This is a genomic window from Streptomyces sp. NBC_00370, assembly GCF_036084755.1.
GTDB lineage: Bacteria > Actinomycetota > Actinomycetes > Streptomycetales > Streptomycetaceae > Streptomyces.
Genome location: NZ_CP107968.1, coordinates 146,383 through 165,667 on the forward strand (window position 1 = coordinate 146,383; position 19,285 = coordinate 165,667).

18 protein-coding genes and 2 pseudogenes are annotated in these 19,285 nt (G+C 68.0%); 15 read left to right on the forward strand and 5 right to left on the reverse strand.

Features of this window, described 5'->3' with window-relative positions:
* Window positions 1–68: 68 nt before the first annotated feature.
* Complete coding sequence (locus OHS57_RS00620; protein ID WP_328580527.1) at window positions 69–464, reverse strand: VOC family protein; 396 nt, start codon at window positions 462–464, stop codon at window positions 69–71.
* Between the two features lie 213 nt (window positions 465–677).
* Here OHS57_RS00620 and OHS57_RS00625 point away from each other — a divergent pair, with 213 nt between their 5' ends.
* From OHS57_RS00625 to OHS57_RS00635, 3 genes are all read left to right on the forward strand, one after another.
* Complete coding sequence (locus tag OHS57_RS00625) at window positions 678–1,175, forward strand: N-acetyltransferase (protein ID WP_328580528.1); 498 nt, start codon at window positions 678–680, stop codon at window positions 1,173–1,175.
* A 697-nt stretch (window positions 1,176–1,872) separates the two neighbouring features.
* Window positions 1,873–2,448, forward strand: a complete 576-nt coding sequence (locus OHS57_RS00630) for a SigE family RNA polymerase sigma factor (RefSeq protein WP_443043038.1) — start codon at window positions 1,873–1,875, stop codon at window positions 2,446–2,448.
* On the forward strand, window positions 2,445–2,960 hold the full coding sequence (locus OHS57_RS00635; RefSeq protein WP_328580530.1) for a hypothetical protein: 516 nt from the start codon (window positions 2,445–2,447) through the stop codon (window positions 2,958–2,960). The genes OHS57_RS00630 and OHS57_RS00635 overlap by 4 nt, the downstream gene beginning before the upstream one ends.
* A gap of 290 nt (window positions 2,961–3,250) precedes the next feature.
* Here the strand turns inward: OHS57_RS00635 and OHS57_RS00640 are convergent, their stop codons facing one another.
* Together OHS57_RS00640 and OHS57_RS00645 are read right to left on the reverse strand one after the other, a co-directional pair.
* Window positions 3,251–3,571: a hypothetical protein gene (locus OHS57_RS00640; protein ID WP_328580531.1), complete on the reverse strand. Its 321-nt coding sequence runs from the start codon at window positions 3,569–3,571 to the stop codon at window positions 3,251–3,253.
* Between the two features lie 353 nt (window positions 3,572–3,924).
* Window positions 3,925–4,125: pseudogene (locus OHS57_RS00645) on the reverse strand (ATP-grasp domain-containing protein); the annotation flags it as partial.
* 37 nt (window positions 4,126–4,162) lie between these two features.
* On the opposite strand from OHS57_RS00645, the gene OHS57_RS00650 reads away from it, so the two are divergent.
* The 5 genes and pseudogenes from OHS57_RS00650 to OHS57_RS00670 all read left to right on the forward strand — a co-directional run bounded on the left by OHS57_RS00650 (window position 4,163) and on the right by OHS57_RS00670 (window position 8,045).
* Window positions 4,163–4,813, forward strand: a complete 651-nt coding sequence (locus OHS57_RS00650) for a hypothetical protein (protein ID WP_328580532.1) — start codon at window positions 4,163–4,165, stop codon at window positions 4,811–4,813.
* Between the two features lie 71 nt (window positions 4,814–4,884).
* A complete protein-coding gene (locus OHS57_RS00655) occupies window positions 4,885–5,241 on the forward strand; it encodes a hypothetical protein (RefSeq protein WP_328580533.1) in 357 nt (118 codons plus the stop codon).
* 384 nt (window positions 5,242–5,625) lie between these two features.
* A pseudogene (locus tag OHS57_RS00660) lies at window positions 5,626–5,838 on the forward strand (transposase); the annotation flags it as partial.
* A gap of 476 nt (window positions 5,839–6,314) precedes the next feature.
* A complete protein-coding gene (locus tag OHS57_RS00665; protein ID WP_328580534.1) occupies window positions 6,315–6,806 on the forward strand; it encodes a translationally-controlled tumor protein in 492 nt (163 codons plus the stop codon).
* Window positions 6,807–7,151: 345 nt separating this feature from the next.
* On the forward strand, window positions 7,152–8,045 hold the full coding sequence (locus OHS57_RS00670) for a S8 family serine peptidase (RefSeq protein WP_328580535.1): 894 nt from the start codon (window positions 7,152–7,154) through the stop codon (window positions 8,043–8,045).
* Between the two features lie 372 nt (window positions 8,046–8,417).
* On the opposite strand, the gene OHS57_RS00675 is transcribed toward OHS57_RS00670, so the two are convergent.
* Window positions 8,418–8,675, reverse strand: a complete 258-nt coding sequence (locus OHS57_RS00675) for a hypothetical protein (RefSeq protein WP_328580536.1) — start codon at window positions 8,673–8,675, stop codon at window positions 8,418–8,420.
* Window positions 8,676–8,749: 74 nt separating this feature from the next.
* Window positions 8,750–9,130, reverse strand: coding sequence for an HNH endonuclease (locus OHS57_RS00680; protein ID WP_328580537.1), 381 nt, complete (start codon window positions 9,128–9,130; stop codon window positions 8,750–8,752).
* 181 nt (window positions 9,131–9,311) lie between these two features.
* Between OHS57_RS00680 and OHS57_RS00685 the strand changes: the two genes are divergently transcribed.
* The 7 genes from OHS57_RS00685 (at window position 9,312) to OHS57_RS00715 (ending at window position 19,248) form a co-directional block, all read left to right on the forward strand.
* Window positions 9,312–9,548 (forward strand): hypothetical protein, encoded by a 237-nt coding sequence (locus OHS57_RS00685; RefSeq protein WP_328580538.1) that lies wholly within the window; start codon window positions 9,312–9,314, stop codon window positions 9,546–9,548.
* 250 nt (window positions 9,549–9,798) lie between these two features.
* Entirely contained in the window at window positions 9,799–9,993 is a 195-nt protein-coding gene (locus OHS57_RS00690; protein WP_328580539.1) for a DUF1918 domain-containing protein, read from the forward strand.
* A gap of 656 nt (window positions 9,994–10,649) precedes the next feature.
* The gene (locus tag OHS57_RS00695) at window positions 10,650–10,907 is read left to right on the forward strand and encodes a hypothetical protein (RefSeq protein ID WP_328580540.1); all 258 of its coding nucleotides are present in this window, start codon (window positions 10,650–10,652) and stop codon (window positions 10,905–10,907) included.
* Window positions 10,908–11,023: 116 nt separating this feature from the next.
* Entirely contained in the window at window positions 11,024–11,725 is a 702-nt protein-coding gene (locus OHS57_RS00700; protein WP_328580541.1) for a DUF899 family protein, read from the forward strand.
* A 74-nt stretch (window positions 11,726–11,799) separates the two neighbouring features.
* Window positions 11,800–13,512, forward strand: a complete 1,713-nt coding sequence (locus tag OHS57_RS00705; protein ID WP_328580542.1) for an MFS transporter — start codon at window positions 11,800–11,802, stop codon at window positions 13,510–13,512.
* Between the two features lie 277 nt (window positions 13,513–13,789).
* Window positions 13,790–16,342, forward strand: a complete 2,553-nt coding sequence (locus OHS57_RS00710) for a S8 family serine peptidase (protein WP_328580543.1) — start codon at window positions 13,790–13,792, stop codon at window positions 16,340–16,342.
* Window positions 16,343–16,344: 2 nt separating this feature from the next.
* The gene (locus OHS57_RS00715) at window positions 16,345–19,248 is read left to right on the forward strand and encodes an FG-GAP repeat domain-containing protein (RefSeq protein ID WP_328580544.1); all 2,904 of its coding nucleotides are present in this window, start codon (window positions 16,345–16,347) and stop codon (window positions 19,246–19,248) included.
* Window positions 19,249–19,285 lie beyond the last annotated feature (37 nt).

Here is a 19,285-nt window from a genome sequence, read left to right on the forward strand (position 1 = left end):
GGAGCCGCGGACCACGCCCTTGACCTTGGTCTTCGGCCAGGAAATCCCCCAGCGCAGGGAAAGACGGCCTAGGCCTGCGGTGCCAGGGTGCGCAGAACATCGAACTCGTTACCCTCGGGATCGGCCATGACCACCCAGTTCCGGTCTGCGCCCTGGCCCACGTCCGTCTTGGTGGCGCCGAGGCCGAGCAACCTGGTCACCTCGCCCTCGGTGCTGCCGTCGATCGGACTGACGTCGAGATGCAGCCGGTTCTTGACGATCTTGCCCTCGGGCACACGGATGAACACCAGGGTGGGCGCCATCTGGCGGGCCCGGACATCCTCTACGGTCGGCACCCAGGAGCCGATCTCGACCTTGCCCTCGCTCCGGTCAATCACCTCGAAGTCCAGCACCTCGCACCAGAAGACCGCGAGCCTCTCCGGATCGTGGCAGTCAACGGTCAACTCGGTGAACCTGCTTGTCACACTTCCCCCAGATAGTACGAACGAGGGCTCAGCGTAGGCGGTCCGTCCGACAGATCCGACATCTTTTTGACCAGGGACATCAGACGGGCCTCGTCCGAAGGAAACGGCATTGACGGCAATGACGGCACTGGTTTCGCAACCGAGCAGGCCGTTGCCCCTGGCAGCCGGCGACTTCGTCGTCCGCTCCGCCGACCAGCTGTAGCCTCGGCCCTTATGAGCTGGCTACCTGACGAATTCGTCCACCCCATCCATGTGCCCGTACCCGGCACCGCGCTTCACTTGCGGCCGATTCGGGAGGCGGACACCGCGATCGACTATCCCGCCGTGATGGGTTCCCGTGAACGACTGTGGGAGATCTTCGGGCCCGCCTGGGGCTGGCCGAGCGAGACGATGACCTACGAGGGGGATCGCATCGATCTGCTGCGACACGAGAAGGAGGGTGCCGCCCACCAGTCGTTCAACTACGCACTGCTGAATGGGGAGGAGACAGCGCTCCTCGGTTGTGTCTACATCGACCCGCCCGAGCGCGCCGGTTCCGACGGAGAGGTCGCCTGGTGGGTGGTGAACGACCTCGCCGGCGGAGAGCTGGAGCGGGCGCTCGACGCGTTCGTCCCGCGTTGGATCGCCGCCGACTGGCCCTTCCGGCAACCCCGTTACCTGGGGCGAGACATCAGCTGGCAGGACTGGCTCGCGCTGCCCAGAGCCTCGTGAACGGTTGCATCTCCACCTTCACCCAGCAGGCCAGCGTGCGCCGTTGTGGAATCCGAACGCCGGTAGGCCGTGCACCATCATCATCGCAGCAAGACGTCCTCGGCTTCTGAGTGACGGGCCGCCACGAGATCTCACCACCGGCGGCACGACGGGCTGGTGGACCCCGATCCGCTTCTTTCGCGAAGTCGAGCCTGCCTCCGGGCAGGTGATCGACGCGCCTCGCCCGGCTGATCAGAGCGGGCCTGCCTCGTCCTTCCGGCCGGGCCGGGCGCGAGCTGACCGCCGCCCCTCCGCCTCTCCCCCCATCGTCGACCGGCCCGGGCGGGGGCAGCAGATGCAACGCCGGCCCCGTAGCGAGCTGCCGGAGCTGCGCGGACCAGGCTCAGCAGCAGGTCTCGGGATCAGGCGGACGCCGAGCGTTGGCGCAGCGCGGGTCGGCCGGTCGCCGTCCGTAGTCACGTGCCCCACCTGGGTGGACCGGCCGCGCCGGACACTGAGCAGCACTGATCCTCCACCGGTTGGACACGTCCTGAGCGAAGCGCCCACAGACAGGCCCTTCGCCATGCCCGCTCGGGCAGATGCCGGCCTTCCGGCCCGGCGACTTCGATGATGTGACTCACGTCTCACTGCAGGCGTGCAGCAAGTACGCGTGCTTCCACGTCGAGGAGGGGTGACAGGAAGGGAGGAGCGTATGGATCTGAATCTGGCGACCGAGCTGTATCCGCGCACCGAACTGAGCGTGCCCACGCCGGCGGAGGACGGAGACGGCTTCCACGGATTCGTCCTCGCCCGGTCAGCCGTACTGTTCCGCGGCGCCCTCGTCCTCACGGGAAACCGCGAGGCAGCGGAGGACCTGGTCCAGGAAACCCTGGAGCGGGCCTGCCGCAAGTGGCGCACCATAGCCGCCAAGGATGCCCCAGATGCCTACGTGCGGCGCATCATGGTGAATCTGGCGAACGACCGGTGGAGAAGGTTCCACCGCTCGGTCCCCCACCAGGACGGCGGCGACAGGGCGGCTCCGGGCGACGACTACGGACGGGTGGACAGCCGGGACCAGTTGGTCCGGGCCCTCCAGGGTCTGCCGATGCGCATGCGGACGGTCGTGGTGCTGCGGTACTTCCACGACCTCTCGGATGAAGAGATCGCGGCCGACCTCAGGATCTCGCCGAGCACCGTACGGTCCCAGCTCGCACGCGGGATCGACAAGCTCAGGGGCCAGTTCCCCGCACTCTCCGGCCCTTCATCAAAACAGCCCCCGGAAGGAACACAATGACGCTTCACGTTTCACCGCCTTCCGGCGGCATGGGGTACTCCCCCTTCGAGCAGGAACTGGTGAACGCCATGAACGAGTACGCAAGCAGCTCCGACGCGCCGCAGTTCGACGCGGCCGTCATCGCGCGCGTCGCACGCCGCAAGCGGGCCACAGCCATCGCGGGCATCTCCGCCGCCCTCATCCTGGCGGGCGGCGGCACCGCGCTGGCCGCCGCAGCCGCCGGCGGCTCGCACACGGCAGCGCCGGCCGCCACGTCCCACACCACTACCGCCGACAAGAACGCCACCACCGTGCTGTACGGCTTCAAGAACGGCGGGACCGTCCCGCTCGAACTGGGCGGACTGGACCCGGTCGGGGCCAGGGCACTGCTCTCCAAGGCTCAGATCACACCCCAGTTCGGCAAGGCGTCCTCGCCCGGCTGCAAGCCGACCTCGGTCATCGCGGTCTCGCCCCACGCCCCGGCAGTCGTCCACAAAGGCGAAACGGTCAAAGTGACCCTCTGCGCCGGCTGAGTTGACGGAGAAGGCCTGACCACGTCGTCCTGAACGAAAGGAGGGTGGTGGCCCCGTCGGAACCGGGGCCACCACCCTTGCCCATTCCATCACCGCCGGCGGATCCGGTCGGCGGCCGCAGCCCGGCCGCGGCTGTGCGACCTCGATGGCATCACCCCCATCACGGTAACGCCCGGCCAACGCGGCCTCGCCCGCCGCCTGCTCGATCTCCTAACGGACACGGACGGCCTCACATACCGCTCCGACCCGTCCCCACCGAGCCCGAGGGGCCGACCGTAAGCCGGCGGCAGTCAGACGTCTTCACTTCCCCCGGGGAGGCCGAGTTTCTCGGCGAAGTCGGGCGTGAAGGCGGCCATCACGTCATCCGTTCCGAGGTGGAACCGCCCGCTGGGTGGGTGCTGCGCCGGCGCCCCCACGACGAGCCACACCGTGGCAGCGGGTGCTCGAAGCCTGACGGCCACCGGCAGACGGGCTCCGCAGTCGCCTTCGGACCAGAGGATGTCGGCACTCACGAGGGGAAGGCCGATAAACCCTGACCAGCAAGGATGCCCGGTCACCACTACTTCCGGTGATCCTCCGGGCTGACCGATCATGGTCAGATGGTCGGACATGGGCTCCCGGAAGATCTCCAAGCCGAAGTCGTCGAAATTACTGCCCCACACTGCCGAGTAGCAGGTACCTTCCCGGTGAACTCCCTACGCGGCTCCGCACTTCGGCCGGTAGCGTCGTGCTGGAGCCAGGTGCCGACGAGCCCGATCGCGGCGAGGACGACCCCGGCGATGATCCACGCACCGACCGTGAGACCCGGTCTGCGGCTTCGTATCGGATGTGCGTCACTCATCGAAATCCCCGCACTCCCGCCCCTGGACGCCCGCCCCGTGCCCGCATGCCCGTACCCGTGATCACCCGAGCGTCGAATGGGTGCAGGGTACAAGCCGCCCCCGACACCCTCCGGCGCACGGTCTCAATCCTGATCGAATGGGCTGGAGGAACGCAGAAACGGGCGGTCGCGGGATGTGACCGAGGCGGCAGGCCGGGCAGCTAGGAGGACGACGTCCAAGGCGCGTTGCGGGTCAGCCGTGTACATGCCGCTTGCCCAGGCGGCATTGGCTTCGATCACCGACCACTGGCCGCCGGCCGTTCCCACATCCACGACGATGGCGGACGAGCACTGTCAGACCCCTGCTCTACGGTGACGTGTCATGAGCCCAGGCAACGATCCCCGACTGGCCGTCCTGCGCGAGCTGCTGGCTACGGGTAAGCCGGCCAAGGTGGGTAAGGCCGTCGAGGAACTCGTTCTTATCCCGGACGACGGAACAGCGCTCGCGCTGGCCGCCCAGGCGGGGAGCGCGGCTGAGCTCTCCTCGGAGTCGCTGGTACGGCTGTGGTCCCGAGCAGCCGATCCGGACGGCTTTTGCGCGGTCCTGCTCGCCCCGGCCCTCGTACGCGAGAGGCGGACGTCGATACGCCTGCGCCGGATGACATCGCTGACCGGTCTGCGTCACCTCAGCACACTCCGCAGCCTGCACGTCTACCGCTGCAAGGAGATCACGGACCTCACCGAGGCGGGCATGCTCACCAGCCTCACAGATCTCGACCTCAACAGCTGCGCGGGTATTGCGGACCTGACCCCGATCAGCCGCCTCACCGGGCTGACCCGCCTTGGTTTGCACCGCTGCCGGGCGGTTCAGAGTGCCGCGCCCCTGCTGGCGCTGAAGAAGTTGCGCGAGCTGGACCTCAGCATGACCGGGGTGCGGTCCGCCGACGGATTCACCACGGGTTACCCGCGCTGGAGAAACTCTCCCTGCGCGGGTGCCGCTCCTTCAAGGATGCCTCTCACCTGTCCGGGCTGACTCGGCTCGTCGAGCTGGACCTCGGCTGGACCGGGATCCGTGACCTGAAAAGCCTGCGTGCCGTTCCCGCTGTGACCCGCCTGGACCTGCGCAGTTGTGGCCACCTGCACGACCTGGGGGGCATCGACGCGATGCCCGGCCTGACCGAGCTGATCCTGCACGACTGCCCCCGCCTGGAGACGCTCCGAGGGCTCGGCCCGCACCCCCGCCTGAACCAGCTCGACATCAAGAACTGCCCCCGGCTGACCGACCTGAATGCGATGTCCGCGCTGACCCGGCTGAAGAGACTGACCGTCGAAGGATGCGAACAGCTCACCTCCCTGCGGGGTATCGGCACACTCCACTCCCTGGAGTCGGTCGAACTCACCGGCTGCCCCGCCTGCGGGACTTCTCCGCGCTCACACAACTGCCGGCACTGCACGAGCTGAGCCTGCGAGGGCTCGGGCAGCTCCGCGACCTCACACCGTTCGCAGCCGTACCGGCACTGGTGTCCCTGCACGTGAACCAATGCGACGGCCTGGTAACACTGGAGGGGACTCGAAAGCCAGGACCATCTGGCCGAACTCGACGTCTCCAACTGTCAGAATCTGCGCCTGCCCGGCGGACTCGGTGACCTGCCCGCCCTGAGCAGGGCGGCGCTCCAGCACTGCCCCTCACTGACCGGTCTCGACGGCTTCGGAGACCTGCCGGCACTGCGCCGGCTCTACGTCGCGTACTGCCCGGTGCTGATGGACCCCGGCGGCCTGGCCGGCGCCCCGCTGGACGACCTGAACCTCACGCGGCTACCTCACCTGCGAAAATGGTTGTGGGGCAAACGCATCGGCGTCCGCATCGCCCGCAAAGGCATCGAGTCAAACGAACGATTAGGCCGCCGAAGGTGGGTCATCGAACGCACCATGTCCTGGCTCACCGGTTACCGCAGACTCAACCACCGCTACGAACGCCACCCCCGCAACTACCTGGCCTTTCTCGGGCTCGCAGCAGCCATCTGCTGCTACAAACGCTTCCGCAACCTCACCATGTAGGACACGGTCTTAGCCAAACCGAGGGTCGTCGGCTACATTGCGCGCGATTTTGCAGGGGCAGACTCTGCCTGCGGGTGGATCCTTCGGCGGCTGCTGGTCAGAGAGAGGCCGGGGTCGCGGAAGCTGTGGCGTTCCCGCTTGGGGATCGGAAGGGCAGGGGGCGCAGCCCGCCGGGCATCGTGATGCAGCAGACGCATCCCTGGCGGCCTTGGTCCCCATGGGGGTTCTTGTGAAACGCGCGCTCTGGGCGGCGCGCAGGATCGAGTTGAGGCCGTTCCCACGTCCCGAACCCTCTCCTGAGCGATCAGGTTCGGCACACGATTCGAGGCCGGAAGGAAAGCTGACGGGCTTTCCCGGCCGGGGTGAGGTAGGGCCACTTTCGGGTGACAGCAGCGCGAAGCGGCGTGTCAGAACTCAGCGGAGTCAGAGAATGATCACCTGTCCCGTCAACCCCGTTGATGAGAGTGAGTGTCCCCGTGAAGGTCTACAAGGATGTCCTCGGCTACTACCAGGACGAACTGTTCAGTGATGCTTTCCCCATCGAGGAGTTGGCCGCCCTGTACGCGGTGACCGCTAAGTCGGTGACCAAGGACCTCTCGGTCAAGGTCGACATCGGGGCCAGCGAGAGCGCAGAGGACGGCGGAGCCGGTGCCGGCACGATCCAGGTGATCGACCTGGTCGACACCCATCGGTTGCAGGTGGCCAGCCTTGACAAGAGGAGCTACATGACCCACCTGAAGAAGTACCTGACGGGAATTCAGAGCCACCTGGGGCCGGGCACGGTGGAGGAGTTCAAGAAGACCTCGCAGGAAACGGCCAAGGCCATGCTCGCCGACTTCGACAGCTACACCTTCTACCAGGGCGAGAACCTGGACGCCGAAGGAATGGTGGCTTTCGCCCGCCCCGCCGGGAACGACACGTGGACCTTCAACTTCTGGAAGCCCGGAGTGCGTGCCGAACAGAACTGAGATGCGGCACTGAGCCGCACCCACCACGACTCCCGCACGGCGATGGCTTCCCGTGAGGAGGGGACATGATTCTTCGCCTTGCCCTTCACCGTTGGCGGCGCCCGCCCGATGGCGCGTGGCCGACGCCGTTCCCGAGATCTGTAGCTGTTGCCCAGGCCAGGCGTGTCCGTCACGCGCCCGCCCCCGGCCGGTCGGGTGACGGAGTCCGAACTGTTCACTCCGGGAGGTGGTTTGCCGGCCGTTGGGCTGGGCAACCCCCTTGGCCCGGGTGTGATGATCACCGCCACCAGAGTCGGAGGACTACCTGCCTGCCGACGTCGACGACCCGCGAAGGAGCGAACCACGATGGCAGTCACCACCCAGACCCGCGCCCCCTGGGGCCTCGCCCGGATCTCCCACCGCCCGAAGCTGAATGTCTCCACCATGAACAAGTACGAGCACCACGAGACGGCCGGCGAAGGCGTCGACGTGTACATCCTGTCCACGGGCGTGAACGTCAATCACGAGGACTTCGAGGGCCGGGCCAGTTGGGAATTCGGCCAGGTGATCGAGTACGACGACCAGGAGGACATCCACGGCCGGGGCACCCAGCTGGCCGGCATCGTCGCCGGACAAAAGCACGGTGTCGCAAAGCGGGCCAACATCATCGCCATGAAGGTGTCGCACGCCGAGGAAGCAGCGGACACCAAGACGCTGATCGAGGCCCTGAAGGTATCGGCGGAAAAAGCTCTGCAGCTGCGGCGGCCCTCTGTCATCCTGCTCGACGCCCACGGGGCGAACAGCAAGAACGCCGAGCTCGACGCCATGGTCAACACCTGCGTAAGCAAGGGGATCTTCGTCGTCGTCCCGGCCGGAGACGACAACCAGGACGTGTCCGACCACTCACCCGCCGGCGCATCCGGCGCGTTCACCGTGGGAAGCTCCACCCTCTCGGACGAGCGCAGCCCCTCCTCCAACTACGGCCCCGCCGTCGACATCTTCGCCCCCGGCGACAACATCGTCTCAACCGTCGCGGACAGCAACAACAACAACGCGACCGGCGTCATGGCCGGCTGCGGTACCCCGCAGGCCGCGGCACACGCCGCCGGACTGGCCGCGTACCTGCTCTCCACCTCCGCGGACGTGACGACCGCCAACGTGCGGGACGCCATCACCGCCCTGGCCACCAAGGACGCCCTGACCGGGGTGCCGGAAGGCACGAGCAACCTGCTGGCCTTCAATAACGCCAGCACCGCCTGAGACGGCAACCGCGCCCCGCCCGCCCCGACTGAGGCCATCTGCCGGCTACGGAAGGGGCGCCGCACGCTACCGCGCAGGCTTCCCGCGTGCGCGGGCACGATGGTGGCGGCGCACGGCGGCCGCCACGGCGATCCCGGTTGCACGGCCAGAGCGGTCCAGAGCGGCGGGTTCCGCCGGTCGGTGCCGTCGAGGCCGCAGCTCGACGCGGGCCCCCGCTTCCCCGGGGAACGACGACCTGAAAGCGGGCGGGGCGACGACGGCGCCGTCATCTTCGCGCGGGGCCCGCACCCGCTCCGATGGGCCGAGGTCCAGGCGGGCGAAGAAACCCAACGGCCCCTGCCGCCGACACTGCGGCAGGGGTCGTGGGCGCGGTCAGTGACCGATGTGGTTGAGCAGGTTGGCGTTCGACCCGTTGTTCTGGTGCTCACCGATCCAGTGGCCACCGACGGGGACGACTGCGCTCTGATGACCGCCGGTTTCAGCAACGGGGCCGCTGAAGCCATCGTGGCTGTGGTTGTTCGCGGCCTGGATGCCCCCCTCAGTGAATTGTTCGGTGCCGTTGTCAGCGTGAGCCATGGGGGCGGCGAGGGACAGGGCGAGCGCGGGAAGAACCGCGAGCATCTTCTTCATGGGCTGCATAACGATCATGAGATCGCTGCGGTGCGCCTCCATACGGATAGCGCGGGGCTGTTGCCGCCGGCCCGTCACTGCATGCTGAGGCCGTGCATCGTATGCGGGCCATCAGCGAGGTGGCTGACGTCAGGCCCTGCGCCGACGCGCCGGGGTCCCTGCTCTTGGTCGTCGGACAAGGATTGACTGGGGCCGGGGATGAAGCCGTCCAGAACGGATCGGGTTTCGGCTTCAACGGCTAAAGCCTGGACTCTGTGCAGGAGCCCATGGCAGTCACGGCACAAAACCTGCACGTTGCTGTCTACGTCCTCGCCCCCGAGCGCAAGCGGCTGTAGATGGTCCACGTCCACCCCACCGGCTAGGACGAGCAAGCCGCACCGTACACAGCGGGCACCACCACGGGCACCGACCAGGGCACGGAGACGAGCGGCCCCCGAAACCACCCGGACCAGCACCGCACGGCGAGCACGGACCGAAGCCCGCTTGCCGTGGTCCTAGTGGTGGCTCTCGCAGCGTCCGCGGTGTGTCGCCGGCTCGGTGCAGTCGATACAGCGCACGGTGCCGCACCCCCCATCTTTGTTCTGACATCTGAGTGACAGAGCGTGCCTCTCGCCCGAGTCCATCGTTCTGCTGATCATGAAGAAAATCGTTGCAACTGCCGCCCTTGCCCTCACGGGCCTCGCCCTCGCCGCCCCAGCCCACGCCGACGACGGAGACAACTTCGGGTCGGGCGTCAACGCTCCCAACAACTCGAATTTCAGTGCCCCGGATTCCTGCTTCCAGGAACTCGCCGTTGTGCCCGTCGGTGGGCCCTGGGTTGGCAACCACTTCAACCACTGCACCAACGGCAACGTTCTCAACCACTCGCGCTAGCCCCTGCCTAGGACCCCTCGGCGGCATGTTCGTTGGTCTCCCGCGTGCCCACCCCAGGAGTCGAACCGGGAACTCTGCGGATTGTTTGCGGGTCTCCCTTTCATGGCCGGTACCGCGCACCTCTGTCATTGGGTCATGTGGGGCTCGGGTCGTCCTCGCCGTACTCCTTGCGAGTGGCATTGCAAATGGTCGCCGCCGCGTTGGGTATGCACTCCGTTGTCAAGACAGTTGATAGCGAAGGACGAGAACTATGCGCGCAAACGTTGGCGACACGCTCACCGTTTTCGACCGGTCCGGTGGTGGAGGACGCTCCGGAACGATCAAGGAAGTGAAGGGAGACAGCGGCAACCCTCCTTACGTCGTGGAGTTCGAGGACGGACATAGCGGTCTCGTCCATCCCGGCCCGGACTCGGTGATCACCCCCAGCGGCACCAAGAGCGACTAGCTCGTCTCGTCCTCGCCGGCTCGGTTGGCCCGTCACGATGGGGAGACCACACGTGCTTGCAACCCCGTCCGACGCCCCCGGTCAACGGGGGGGGTTACTAGTGGGCGGTGTGGTCTCCCCGCGAGGGCCGGTGCCGTGCACCTTGCCACAAAGGCAAGTGGGCGCCGAGGAATCACCGCAAATGCAGTGAATGCGGTATCAACTGGCCGGAAGCTACTGAGCGTCACTGCTGCCCATGATCGCGCGGAAATGCCCTCGGAATGGCGAAACCTACAACGGTGAAGGTTCCGCAAGTTCGCGAGTATCCGCAGTTCACTCACCTGGGCGTTGGCTTCGATGAGCAAACTTGGCTCCGGGGACTCGTCGCTTGATCATGAGCAAAACCCTCTGCGAGCTCCGCTCGCGAGGTAGCGCTGGGTAGCGTGAGCTGTCGTGCGTACGAAGGCGCACAGGTGCGGATGCGAAGGAATGACATGGTTCCTCGGCGTGGTGGCCAGCAGGCCGCGCGCGAGTCAGACCGCTGGGATTCGCGGCTGAAGGGGAGCTTCAAGTGTCACGATGATCGCCGGTATGAGTAAGAAGCCGTATTCAGAGTCCTCCGTCTCGGCACGCCTGAGCTGAGGGACATCACTGCGCTACGCCGGCTGAACGACCTCATGGACCTCGACCTCTCAGGCTGCCACTCCCTCAAGGACGAGGACCTCCGTGCGCTCCTCGACCTGCCGTCCCTGGTGAAGATCGGCCTGCCCATCGAACTCCTGCGAGCTCTCTGGGACGGAGCCCCGAGTCCGGTGTACTACGAAATCGGGGAACGGGAAGTCGACGTCTGGCGCCCCTCCTCCGACCGCGCCCAGAAAATATCTGAGATCTGCGCTGAGCGCCTGCGCACGGGCCAGGCCGGCGTCACTCCCTGAGCGTCACCCCACAACAGGCCGGGTGAGGCCCGCAGCAGACTCGACGGATGACCGATGAGTTTTGACCGGACGGCGAGTCGGTACTACTGACAGGCACCCGACCACCCGGAGGAACCATGTCCGCCAGCAGCAATGCCTCAGCTCTGCCCCCTGTCGTCGACGCCGCCAGTTGGGAGAAGGAGTTGGCAGCGCTGCGGGTGCGGGAAAAGGCGGCCACGCGTGAGCTGGACGCGATCGCGGCGCAGCGGCGCCGACTGCCGATGGTCGAGATGCCGGACTACGTGCTGGAGGGCGAGGAGGGACCCGTCCGGCTCGCGGACATCTTCGGTGAGCACCCTCAGCTGATCGTCTACAGCCACATGTGGCACGAGGGTGCCGCGTGGCAGTGCGGGGGCTGCACCGGCTTCACTTCACAGTTCACCCGGCTTGCGGGCCTGGAGAAGTTCGACGCCCGGTTCGTGATCGTCACCCAGGGCCCGATCGACGAGGCACTCGCGTACAGGCGCAAGGTGGGCAACACGATGACCTGGTACTCGACGGCGAACAGTACGTTCGGCAGTGATGTCGGCGCCCCGCCGAACGGTGGGTTCGCGGTCAACGTCTTCCTGCGCGACGGCGACACGGTCTACCGCACCTGGCACACGGACGGCCGCGGCACCGAGCAGCTGAGCCATCTGTTCCCCCTGGTCGACGTCCTGCCCTACGGACGCCAAGAGGAGTGGCAGGACTCCCCGGAGGGCTGGCCCCAGTCGCCCACCTACAGCCGCTGGGCGTCCTCGCAGGAGATCGCGACCGCGTACGGAGAACCCACCAACTGAGAGGCCCGGTTCGAGACCAGGCGGAGGTGCGTCCGGGACAACGGCGGTTGCGCGCGATACTGTAAAAAGATGACATGAAGTCACTTACCGGGAATATCGGAAACCGGGAGAACGAGGCCGTTCCTGCGGTGCCGCTGCGGGCGGGACGCAGGGAGTGGGTCGCGTTCGTCGTTCTTCTGCTGCCGTTGTTGCTGGTGTCGATGGACATCTCTGTGCTGTATTTCGCCCTGCCGGCGATCTCCGAAGAGCTTGAGCCCAGCGCCGTGCAGCAGTTGTGGATCTTCGACGCCTATGGGTTCTCCCTGTCGGGCCTGTTGTTGACGATGGGGGTTCTGGGGGACCGGATCGGCCGACGCCGGCTGTTGCTCGTGGGGGCGGCGGCGTTCGGGCTCGCGTCGTTGTGGGCGGCGCACGCGGACAGTACGGCGAGCCTGATCGCGGCGCGGGTCGCTCTCGGCGCCGGCGGCGCGACGCTGATGCCGTCCACGCTCGCGCTGATGCGGGACCTGTTCCCGGACGCCGGGCAGCGCAGCCGCGCCATCGGGATCTGGTCCGGCGTCATGGCGGGCGGTGTGGCGGTGGGGTCGGTCGTCAGCGGGGTCATGCTCAGCCGCTTTTGGTGGGGGTCGGTCTTCCTGATCAACGTGCCCGCGATGATTCTCCTGCTCGTCCTGGTGCCGGTGCTGGTCCCCGAGTCCAAGGGGCGAGGCACAGGCCGCTTCGACGTGTGGAGCGTGCCGTTGTCCGTCGTCGCCGTCGTACCAGCGGTCTACGGCGTCAAGGAAGTCGCTGCAGGCGGCCCGGACCCCCTGCCGCTGGCCTGCCTCACGGTGGGCGCGGGCGCCGGCTGGGCCTTTGTACGTCGTCAGCGCAGCCGCGACGATGCCATGATCAGCCGGGCACTGCTACGCGCGAGGGGGTTCGGTGCCGGGGTGGCGCTCAACACGGTCGCCGCCTTCGCGATGATGGGCTCCGCGTACTTCATCACGCAGTACCTGCAATCGGTCCTGGGCTATTCGCCGCTGCGCGCCGCGCTGTGGAGTCTGGCGCCGGCGCTCGCCGTCGGCGTAGCCGCACCCGTGAGCGCATGGGCCGGGCGGCGGCTGGGCCACCCCGGCGTCGTCGCAGCCGGGTTCCTCGTCATGGCCTGCGGCTTCGCGCTGATCGCCCTGACCGGTACCGGGGCCCGGGGGCAACTCCTCTCGGGTGCGGCCGTCATGGGCTGCGGCATGGTGGCGGTCGTCTCGCAGGTTTGCGACCTCGCGCTGGCTGCGGTACCGCAGCGCAGGACCGGCGCGGCCGCCTCCCTGCTGGAGGCCGGCCAGGAGTTGGGAGGCGCGCTGGGCATGGCCCTGCTCGGCAGCGTGGGCACCGCCGTGTACCGCCACGACCTGGCAGGCGTCGTGCCCGCCTGGCTCCCGCCCGACGGGGTGGAAGCAGCGCAAGGAACACTGGGCGGCGCCGACGCCGTCGCGTCCCGGCTCCCGGGCGGCTCCGGCAACGCGCTGCTGGCCTCGGCCCAAGAGGCGTTCGTCCACGGCATGCAGGCTGCCGCGTGGTGCGGCGTGATCCTGCTTGTCGCCTCCGCAGCGCTCACCGCGAAGCTCCTGTCGGTACGTCACCCCCACCGCGGCGCCCTTTCGCATCAGGCGGACAGCGGGGGCCGCGTTCCGGGTGGTGGACCAGTTGCCGCCACCCTGCCCGGACCCTCGCGAGCGCCGCGGCACCCGTGCCCCACAGCGCGTACGGCCGAGACGGCTGTAGGCGCAGCCGAGCCGCAGGCGTAGCCGACCCGCATCCGTATGCGCATCCGCGCGAAGCGCGCCCGGTGGGCGGGCCCCACCCTCTCCAGGGCTTGCCGGGCATGGGCGCGGCGGGTTGAGCTCCCGGTCCCCGTCCGCCTGACGGGCATCCCTACGGCCGGAACGTCACAGCGCAAAGCCGCTACCCGACCGTGGAGTGGAGGGGTCTGCGCGGCTCTCGCCGCCGAGCGCTGTAATGCCCGAGTAACGGCGGCTGTCTAGCGTCCGGGCTCCCCCGTACCGTTTCTGGAGGAGCACCCCGATGCACCTGCCCCGACCGCCCCGGCGTAGACGCGCCTTCTGGGCGGCTGCCGCTTTCACCGCGGCCGCCCTGCTCACCGCACCACTACCCGCGGCCGCCGCCGAGACCGCCCCGTCGGCCAAGGTCGATTCCGCGCTGTCGGCCGCCGTGGCCGACGGCGGCGACGCTTCCTTCTTCGTCGTCCTGAAGGACCAGGCGGATCTGTCCGGTGCCCGGACCCGCACGTCGCACGCGGCGAAGGCCAAGTCCGTCTACAGCGAGCTGCGCGCGCACGCCAGGACCAGCCAGAAGTCGATCAGCTCCTTCCTCGACGGCGAAAAGGTCGGCCACACCGACTACTGGATCGCCAACGCCCTCGAAGTGACCGGCGGCCAGGACCTGATCGACAAGCTGGCCGAGCGCCCGGACGTCGCGTCCGTCGTCCGGGCGCAGACCTACAAGCTCGACGACATCCAGACCGCCGACGCGAAGATCACCGCGTCGCGCACGGACTCCTCCGCAGACACGGCCGACTCCCCCGAGTGGGGCGTCGCCGACATCAAGGCCGACCAGGTCTGGGACAAGTACGGGGCCCGCGGTGAGGGCATCGTGATCGCCAGCGTCGACTCGGGTGTCCAGTACGACCACCCCGATCTGGTGGCCCAGTACCGGGGCAACAACGGCGACGGCACGTTCACCCATGACTACAACTTCTACGACCCCTCCGGCACTTGCCCCTCCGACGGAACACCGTGCGACAACAACGGCCACGGCACCCACACCATGGGCACGATGGTCGGCAAGAACGGCATCGGTGTCGCGCCGGACGCCACCTGGATCGCTGCCAAGGGCTGCCAGGCCGACCGGTGCTCGGACGACAACCTGCTCGCGGCCGGTCAGTGGATCCTCGCGCCGACCGACCACAACGGCCAGAACCCGCGCCCCAACCTGGCGCCGAACATCGTCAACAACTCCTGGGGCGGCGACGACACGACGTTCTACCAGGACATTGTCGAAGCCTGGAACGCGGCGGGCATCTTCGAGGCGTTCGCGGCCGGCAACGACGGTGACGGCACGACCTGTTCCACCTCGCACGCCCCCGGCTCGCAGAAGACCTCGTACGGCGTCGGCGCCTACGACTCCGCCGGCAAGATCGCCTCGTTCTCCGGCTTCGGACCGTCACTGGTCGACGGCTCGATGAAGCCGAACATCTCGGCGCCCGGGGTCGCCGTCGAGTCGACCTGGCCCGGCTCCTCGTACAACACCGAGTCCGGAACGTCGATGGCCACACCCCATGTCGCCGGCGCCGTGGCCCTGTTGTGGTCGGCGGCCCCTTCGCTGATCGGTGACATCGACGCGACACGTGCGCTGCTCGACGAGGGCGCGATCAACGTTGACGACACCCACTGCGGCGGCACCGCCGATGTGAACAACGTGTGGGGTGAGGGCAAACTCGACATCCTCGCCTCCGTCGACAAGGCCCCGCACACGGCGGGCACCGTGTCCGGCAAGGTCACCGACAAGGCGACCGGCAAGGTCCTGTCCGGCATCAGCGTGAAGGCCACGGACGCCACCACCGGCGCCCGCACGGTCACCACCGACACCGACGGCACGTACGCGCTGGCCCTGAATCCGGGTACGTACGACTTCGCGCTCAGCGGGTACGGCTACGCCGATGCCAAGGTCACCGACGTCGAGATCGCCGAGAACCAGAGCCTGACGCAGGACGTCGCGCTCTCCCCGGTCCCCTCGCACAAGGTCACCGGAACCGTCCTCGACGTCACCGGCAAAGCGCTTCTCGGCGCGACCGTCGCGGTGACCGGCTCTCCCGTCGCCCAGGTCGTCACCAACGCCAAGGGCCGGTACACCTTCCCGGAGGTCGCCGAAGGCGCGTACACGCTGACCGTGCAACCGACCGCGCCGGTCCTGTGCAACGGCGCGTACGCCGGTCCGCTCGCCGTCGCCGCCGACGCCACCAAGAACGTCCAGGTCCCGGCCCGCTCCGACAGCGCAGACAACAGCTGCGCCCCTGCCGCGTACTCCTGGATCGCCGGTGCGAAGAAGGTCGCCCTGAGCGGTGACGAAGACTCCGCGACGATCGCGCTGCCCTTCCCGGTCAAGCACTACGGCGTCTCGTACTCCACCGCCTCGGTCACCACCGACGGTCTGGTGAACTTCCTGTCCTCACGGGTCGGGGACTACAGCAACACCGCGCTGCCCACCGTCGGTGCGAACAGCGTGAAGGGCTTCGTCGCCCCGCTCTGGGACGACCTGACGCTCGACAAGAAATCGTCCGTGCAGACGGCCACCACCGGCACCAAGGGCAGTCGCGAGTTCGCCGTCGTCTGGAACAACGCCGCCTATGCGAACGGCACTTCGGGCCGGGCGACCTTCGAGGCCGTCTTCGACGAGGCCACCGGCACCGTGACCCTCCAGTACAAGTCGGTCGCCGACCGGGGTGCGGGCGCCACCGTCGGCATCCAGAACCAGGCCGGTTCCGACGCCCTCCAGTACTCATACAACCAGCCGGTCGTCACCGACGGTTCGGCCATCCGTTTCACTCAGGGAGCCTAGCGATGAGACCCCACTCCCGGCGGGCTCCCCAGCTCGCCTCCGCCCTGGCCGCCGCCGGGCTCTGCCTGAGCGCCGCTCCGCACGCCCTGGCCGCTGACGACAGCGGCTCGGCGATGAAGCTGAGCAGCGCCGAGGCCCGGGCGCTGGCCGCCCATGTCAGCCTCGACCCGTACGGCGACGCCGCCGGCGCCACGGGTGACTCGCAGGACGACGCAAAGACGGCCGGCGCCCTGACCGGCGCCGCCTCCACCGACGACGCCGCCACCCCGGTCACCTTCACCGCCAAGTCCGCACTGGAAGGCGTCCGCGGCATGGGCGCCACGGTGCCTGTCGGGAAGAACGGCGACTACTTCACCGTCCACAGCCTGGGCAACGTACAGCGGCACGCCGCCGACGGCAGCGCGGTGTGGGAGCGCACCAACAACTCCCTGTACACGGACTGGGCCGTCAAGCCGCAACGCGTGTGGCAGACCGAGCCGTACCCGGCGCGGATCCTGATGGGCTACAACGCCGTCTCCCCGTTCTCGCCCAACTCCGACTCGGGCTACTCCACCGGAGACCTGACCGGCGACGGTACCGACGACATCGTCTTCACGGCGAGCGTCGGCGCGGTCCCCTACCGCCCGTTCACCTCGCCCGGCTCGTCACTGCCCACCGGCACCTTCGTGACCATGCTCGACGGTGCGACCGGCAAGACGCTCTGGTCGAAGCTGTACGACTACGCCTCGATGGTGAAAATCGTCGACGGCACACTGCTGGTCGCCGACGCCCCGAGGATGAGCCTCAACTCCCCGGCCACCGACACCGCCAGACTGTCCGGCATCCACTTCACTTACGCGGGCGGCGCGTTGACCCCGTCGGCCACATGGACGTACGACACCAAGGCCGCCGGCGAGGCCAACTGGGGTGACATCCAGGATCTCGGCAAGGGCAAAGCCGCCGTCTCCTGGGACCTGGCCGCAACCGCGACCTCCGACGGCCGGGGCCGCACCCTCGTCCTCAACACGGCTGACGGCTCGGTCAGCTGGCAGACCGACAGCATGCTCTACAGCCGTCAGCTACGTCTCGACACGGGCCGCAAGCGGCTCGTCGCCGTCGAGGAGGCCGACCCGACGGACGGTGTCCGCTACGAGGTCGCCGCGTACGACCTCAAGACCGGCCGGCGCTCGACACTGGACAGCCGTACCAACGTGATCCCCACCGCGCTGACCATCGGAGACCTCACGGCCAAGGAGGGCGCCGAGTACGCCGTCGCCGAGTCCTCCCTGGACGGCGACCTGTACGTCAACGCCAGCACCGTCCGCGCCCTGAACGGCGACAACCCGAGCACGGTCCTCTGGTCGAACACCGTCAAGCGCGACGCCGACAACGCCGACGACGGCGCCAGCATCTGGGGCCTGAAGGTGGCCGGCGGCACACTCGTCACCACCGCCCAGGACGACGAGAGGATCGGCACGTCACAGAACTCGGGCGGCGGCCGGCTCGCCTCACTCACCGTCTTCAGCGGCAAGGGCGCCGTGAAGTGGCAGCAGAAGGGCGTCGCCGCCGCGCCGATGTACCAGGACGTCGTCAGCGACGCCGACGGCAGCCACGTGCGGGTCGTCGACCAGAGCCAGAACATCCGCACGTTCAAACTGTCCAACGGCAAGCAGGAGAAGCTCACGCCGCTCCAGGCGGACGTCTCCTACGCGCAGGCCACCGACCTGGACAAGGACGGCACGTCCGACGTGGTCATGGCCGGCTCCTCCAACGGCGTCTGGGCCTACTCGGGCCCGTCGCTCGCTGACGGCAAGCCGGTGAAGCTGTGGCAGGCCACGGTTCCGGGGGCGGTGCACGACATCGAGACCGGTGACGTGAACGGCGACGGCAAGCCCGAGATCGTCGTCGCGGCCGACACAGCCGTGGTCGTCCTCAACGGCAAGACCGGCAAGACCCTCGCCACCATCGACGGCGCCGGCCAGTTCGTCCACACGGCGAAACTCAACGACCTTGACGGCGACGGCCAGCTGGACATCCTCGTCCCGACGAACACCCTGAACGCCTACTACGGCGACGGCCACAAGATCTGGTCGTACACCGCGCCGAAAGCCGTGGGCGCGGACGCCGTCTTCTCCGACCCGTCGGTCCTCGACGGCAAGGTCTACGCCTCGTACTCCAAGGGGAACTCGCTCGGCCTGGCCGACCCAGCGGCGGACGCGGTCGCGCTGAACGCCAAGACCGGGAAGGCCACGTGGGACGTCGCGCCGAAGGCCCCGGCCGCGTCCACCGACGGTGTGATCCACGGCGCCGTCACCTCGCACGGGACCTTCGCCTCGAAGGAGATCCCGTACGCGGAGGGCCACGCGGTCGCCTATCTGTGGGTCATCCAGTCGCAGGCCGGCGCGGGATCCACCGACGCCACCAGCTTCAGCCAGTACCTGGAGATCCGTGACGGCCGAACCGGTGCGGTCGTGCACTCGGCCATCGTCGGCGGTCTGTGGACGCACGGCAACTTCTTCACCGACGGCGGGATTCTCTACCAGGTGGGGACCTCCTCCTTCCGCGCCTTCAAGGGCCAGGGCACGGACGACTTCACCATCTTCGCGATCCCCGAGTCCCACAGCGCCGCCTTCGCGACAGGACCTGGCGGGCGCAAACTTCTGATCGGCGGGGTCGAGGGAGGGCTCTACGCCTGGGACCCGAGCGTCTTCAGCTCCACCAACTCCTACGCTGCCAGCGTCGGCAGCGCCATCGCGACCGGCGGCCGCAACTACCTGGCCGCCGACCTCGACGGTGACGGTGTCAGCGAGGTGCTGTCGCTCAACTCCGACGACTACGGGATGGACCGGATCGCCGAGAACCTGGGCGGCCGCTATCTGAGCACCGACAACGGCATCCACCAGATCGGCACATACAAGCTCTCGTGAGCGCGCAAGGAAGCGTAACCACGTGACACCCGTTTCC

Coding starts and splice junctions, on each gene's coding strand:
- OHS57_RS00625 (WP_328580528.1), top strand. CDS start 678: ATGAGCTGGCTACCTGACGAATTCGTCCACCCCATCCATGTGCCCGTA.
- OHS57_RS00635 (WP_328580530.1), top strand. CDS start 2,445: ATGACGCTTCACGTTTCACCGCCTTCCGGCGGCATGGGGTACTCCCCC.
- OHS57_RS00640 (WP_328580531.1), bottom strand. CDS start 3,571: ATGTCCGACCATCTGACCATGATCGGTCAGCCCGGAGGATCACCGGAA.
- OHS57_RS00650 (WP_328580532.1), top strand. CDS start 4,163: ATGAGCCCAGGCAACGATCCCCGACTGGCCGTCCTGCGCGAGCTGCTG.
- OHS57_RS00670 (WP_328580535.1), top strand. CDS start 7,152: ATGGCAGTCACCACCCAGACCCGCGCCCCCTGGGGCCTCGCCCGGATC.
- OHS57_RS00675 (WP_328580536.1), bottom strand. CDS start 8,675: ATGAAGAAGATGCTCGCGGTTCTTCCCGCGCTCGCCCTGTCCCTCGCC.
- OHS57_RS00685 (WP_328580538.1), top strand. CDS start 9,312: ATGAAGAAAATCGTTGCAACTGCCGCCCTTGCCCTCACGGGCCTCGCC.
- OHS57_RS00690 (WP_328580539.1), top strand. CDS start 9,799: ATGCGCGCAAACGTTGGCGACACGCTCACCGTTTTCGACCGGTCCGGT.
- OHS57_RS00695 (WP_328580540.1), top strand. CDS start 10,650: ATGGACCTCGACCTCTCAGGCTGCCACTCCCTCAAGGACGAGGACCTC.
- OHS57_RS00700 (WP_328580541.1), top strand. CDS start 11,024: ATGTCCGCCAGCAGCAATGCCTCAGCTCTGCCCCCTGTCGTCGACGCC.
- OHS57_RS00705 (WP_328580542.1), top strand. CDS start 11,800: ATGAAGTCACTTACCGGGAATATCGGAAACCGGGAGAACGAGGCCGTT.
- OHS57_RS00710 (WP_328580543.1), top strand. CDS start 13,790: ATGCACCTGCCCCGACCGCCCCGGCGTAGACGCGCCTTCTGGGCGGCT.
- OHS57_RS00715 (WP_328580544.1), top strand. CDS start 16,345: ATGAGACCCCACTCCCGGCGGGCTCCCCAGCTCGCCTCCGCCCTGGCC.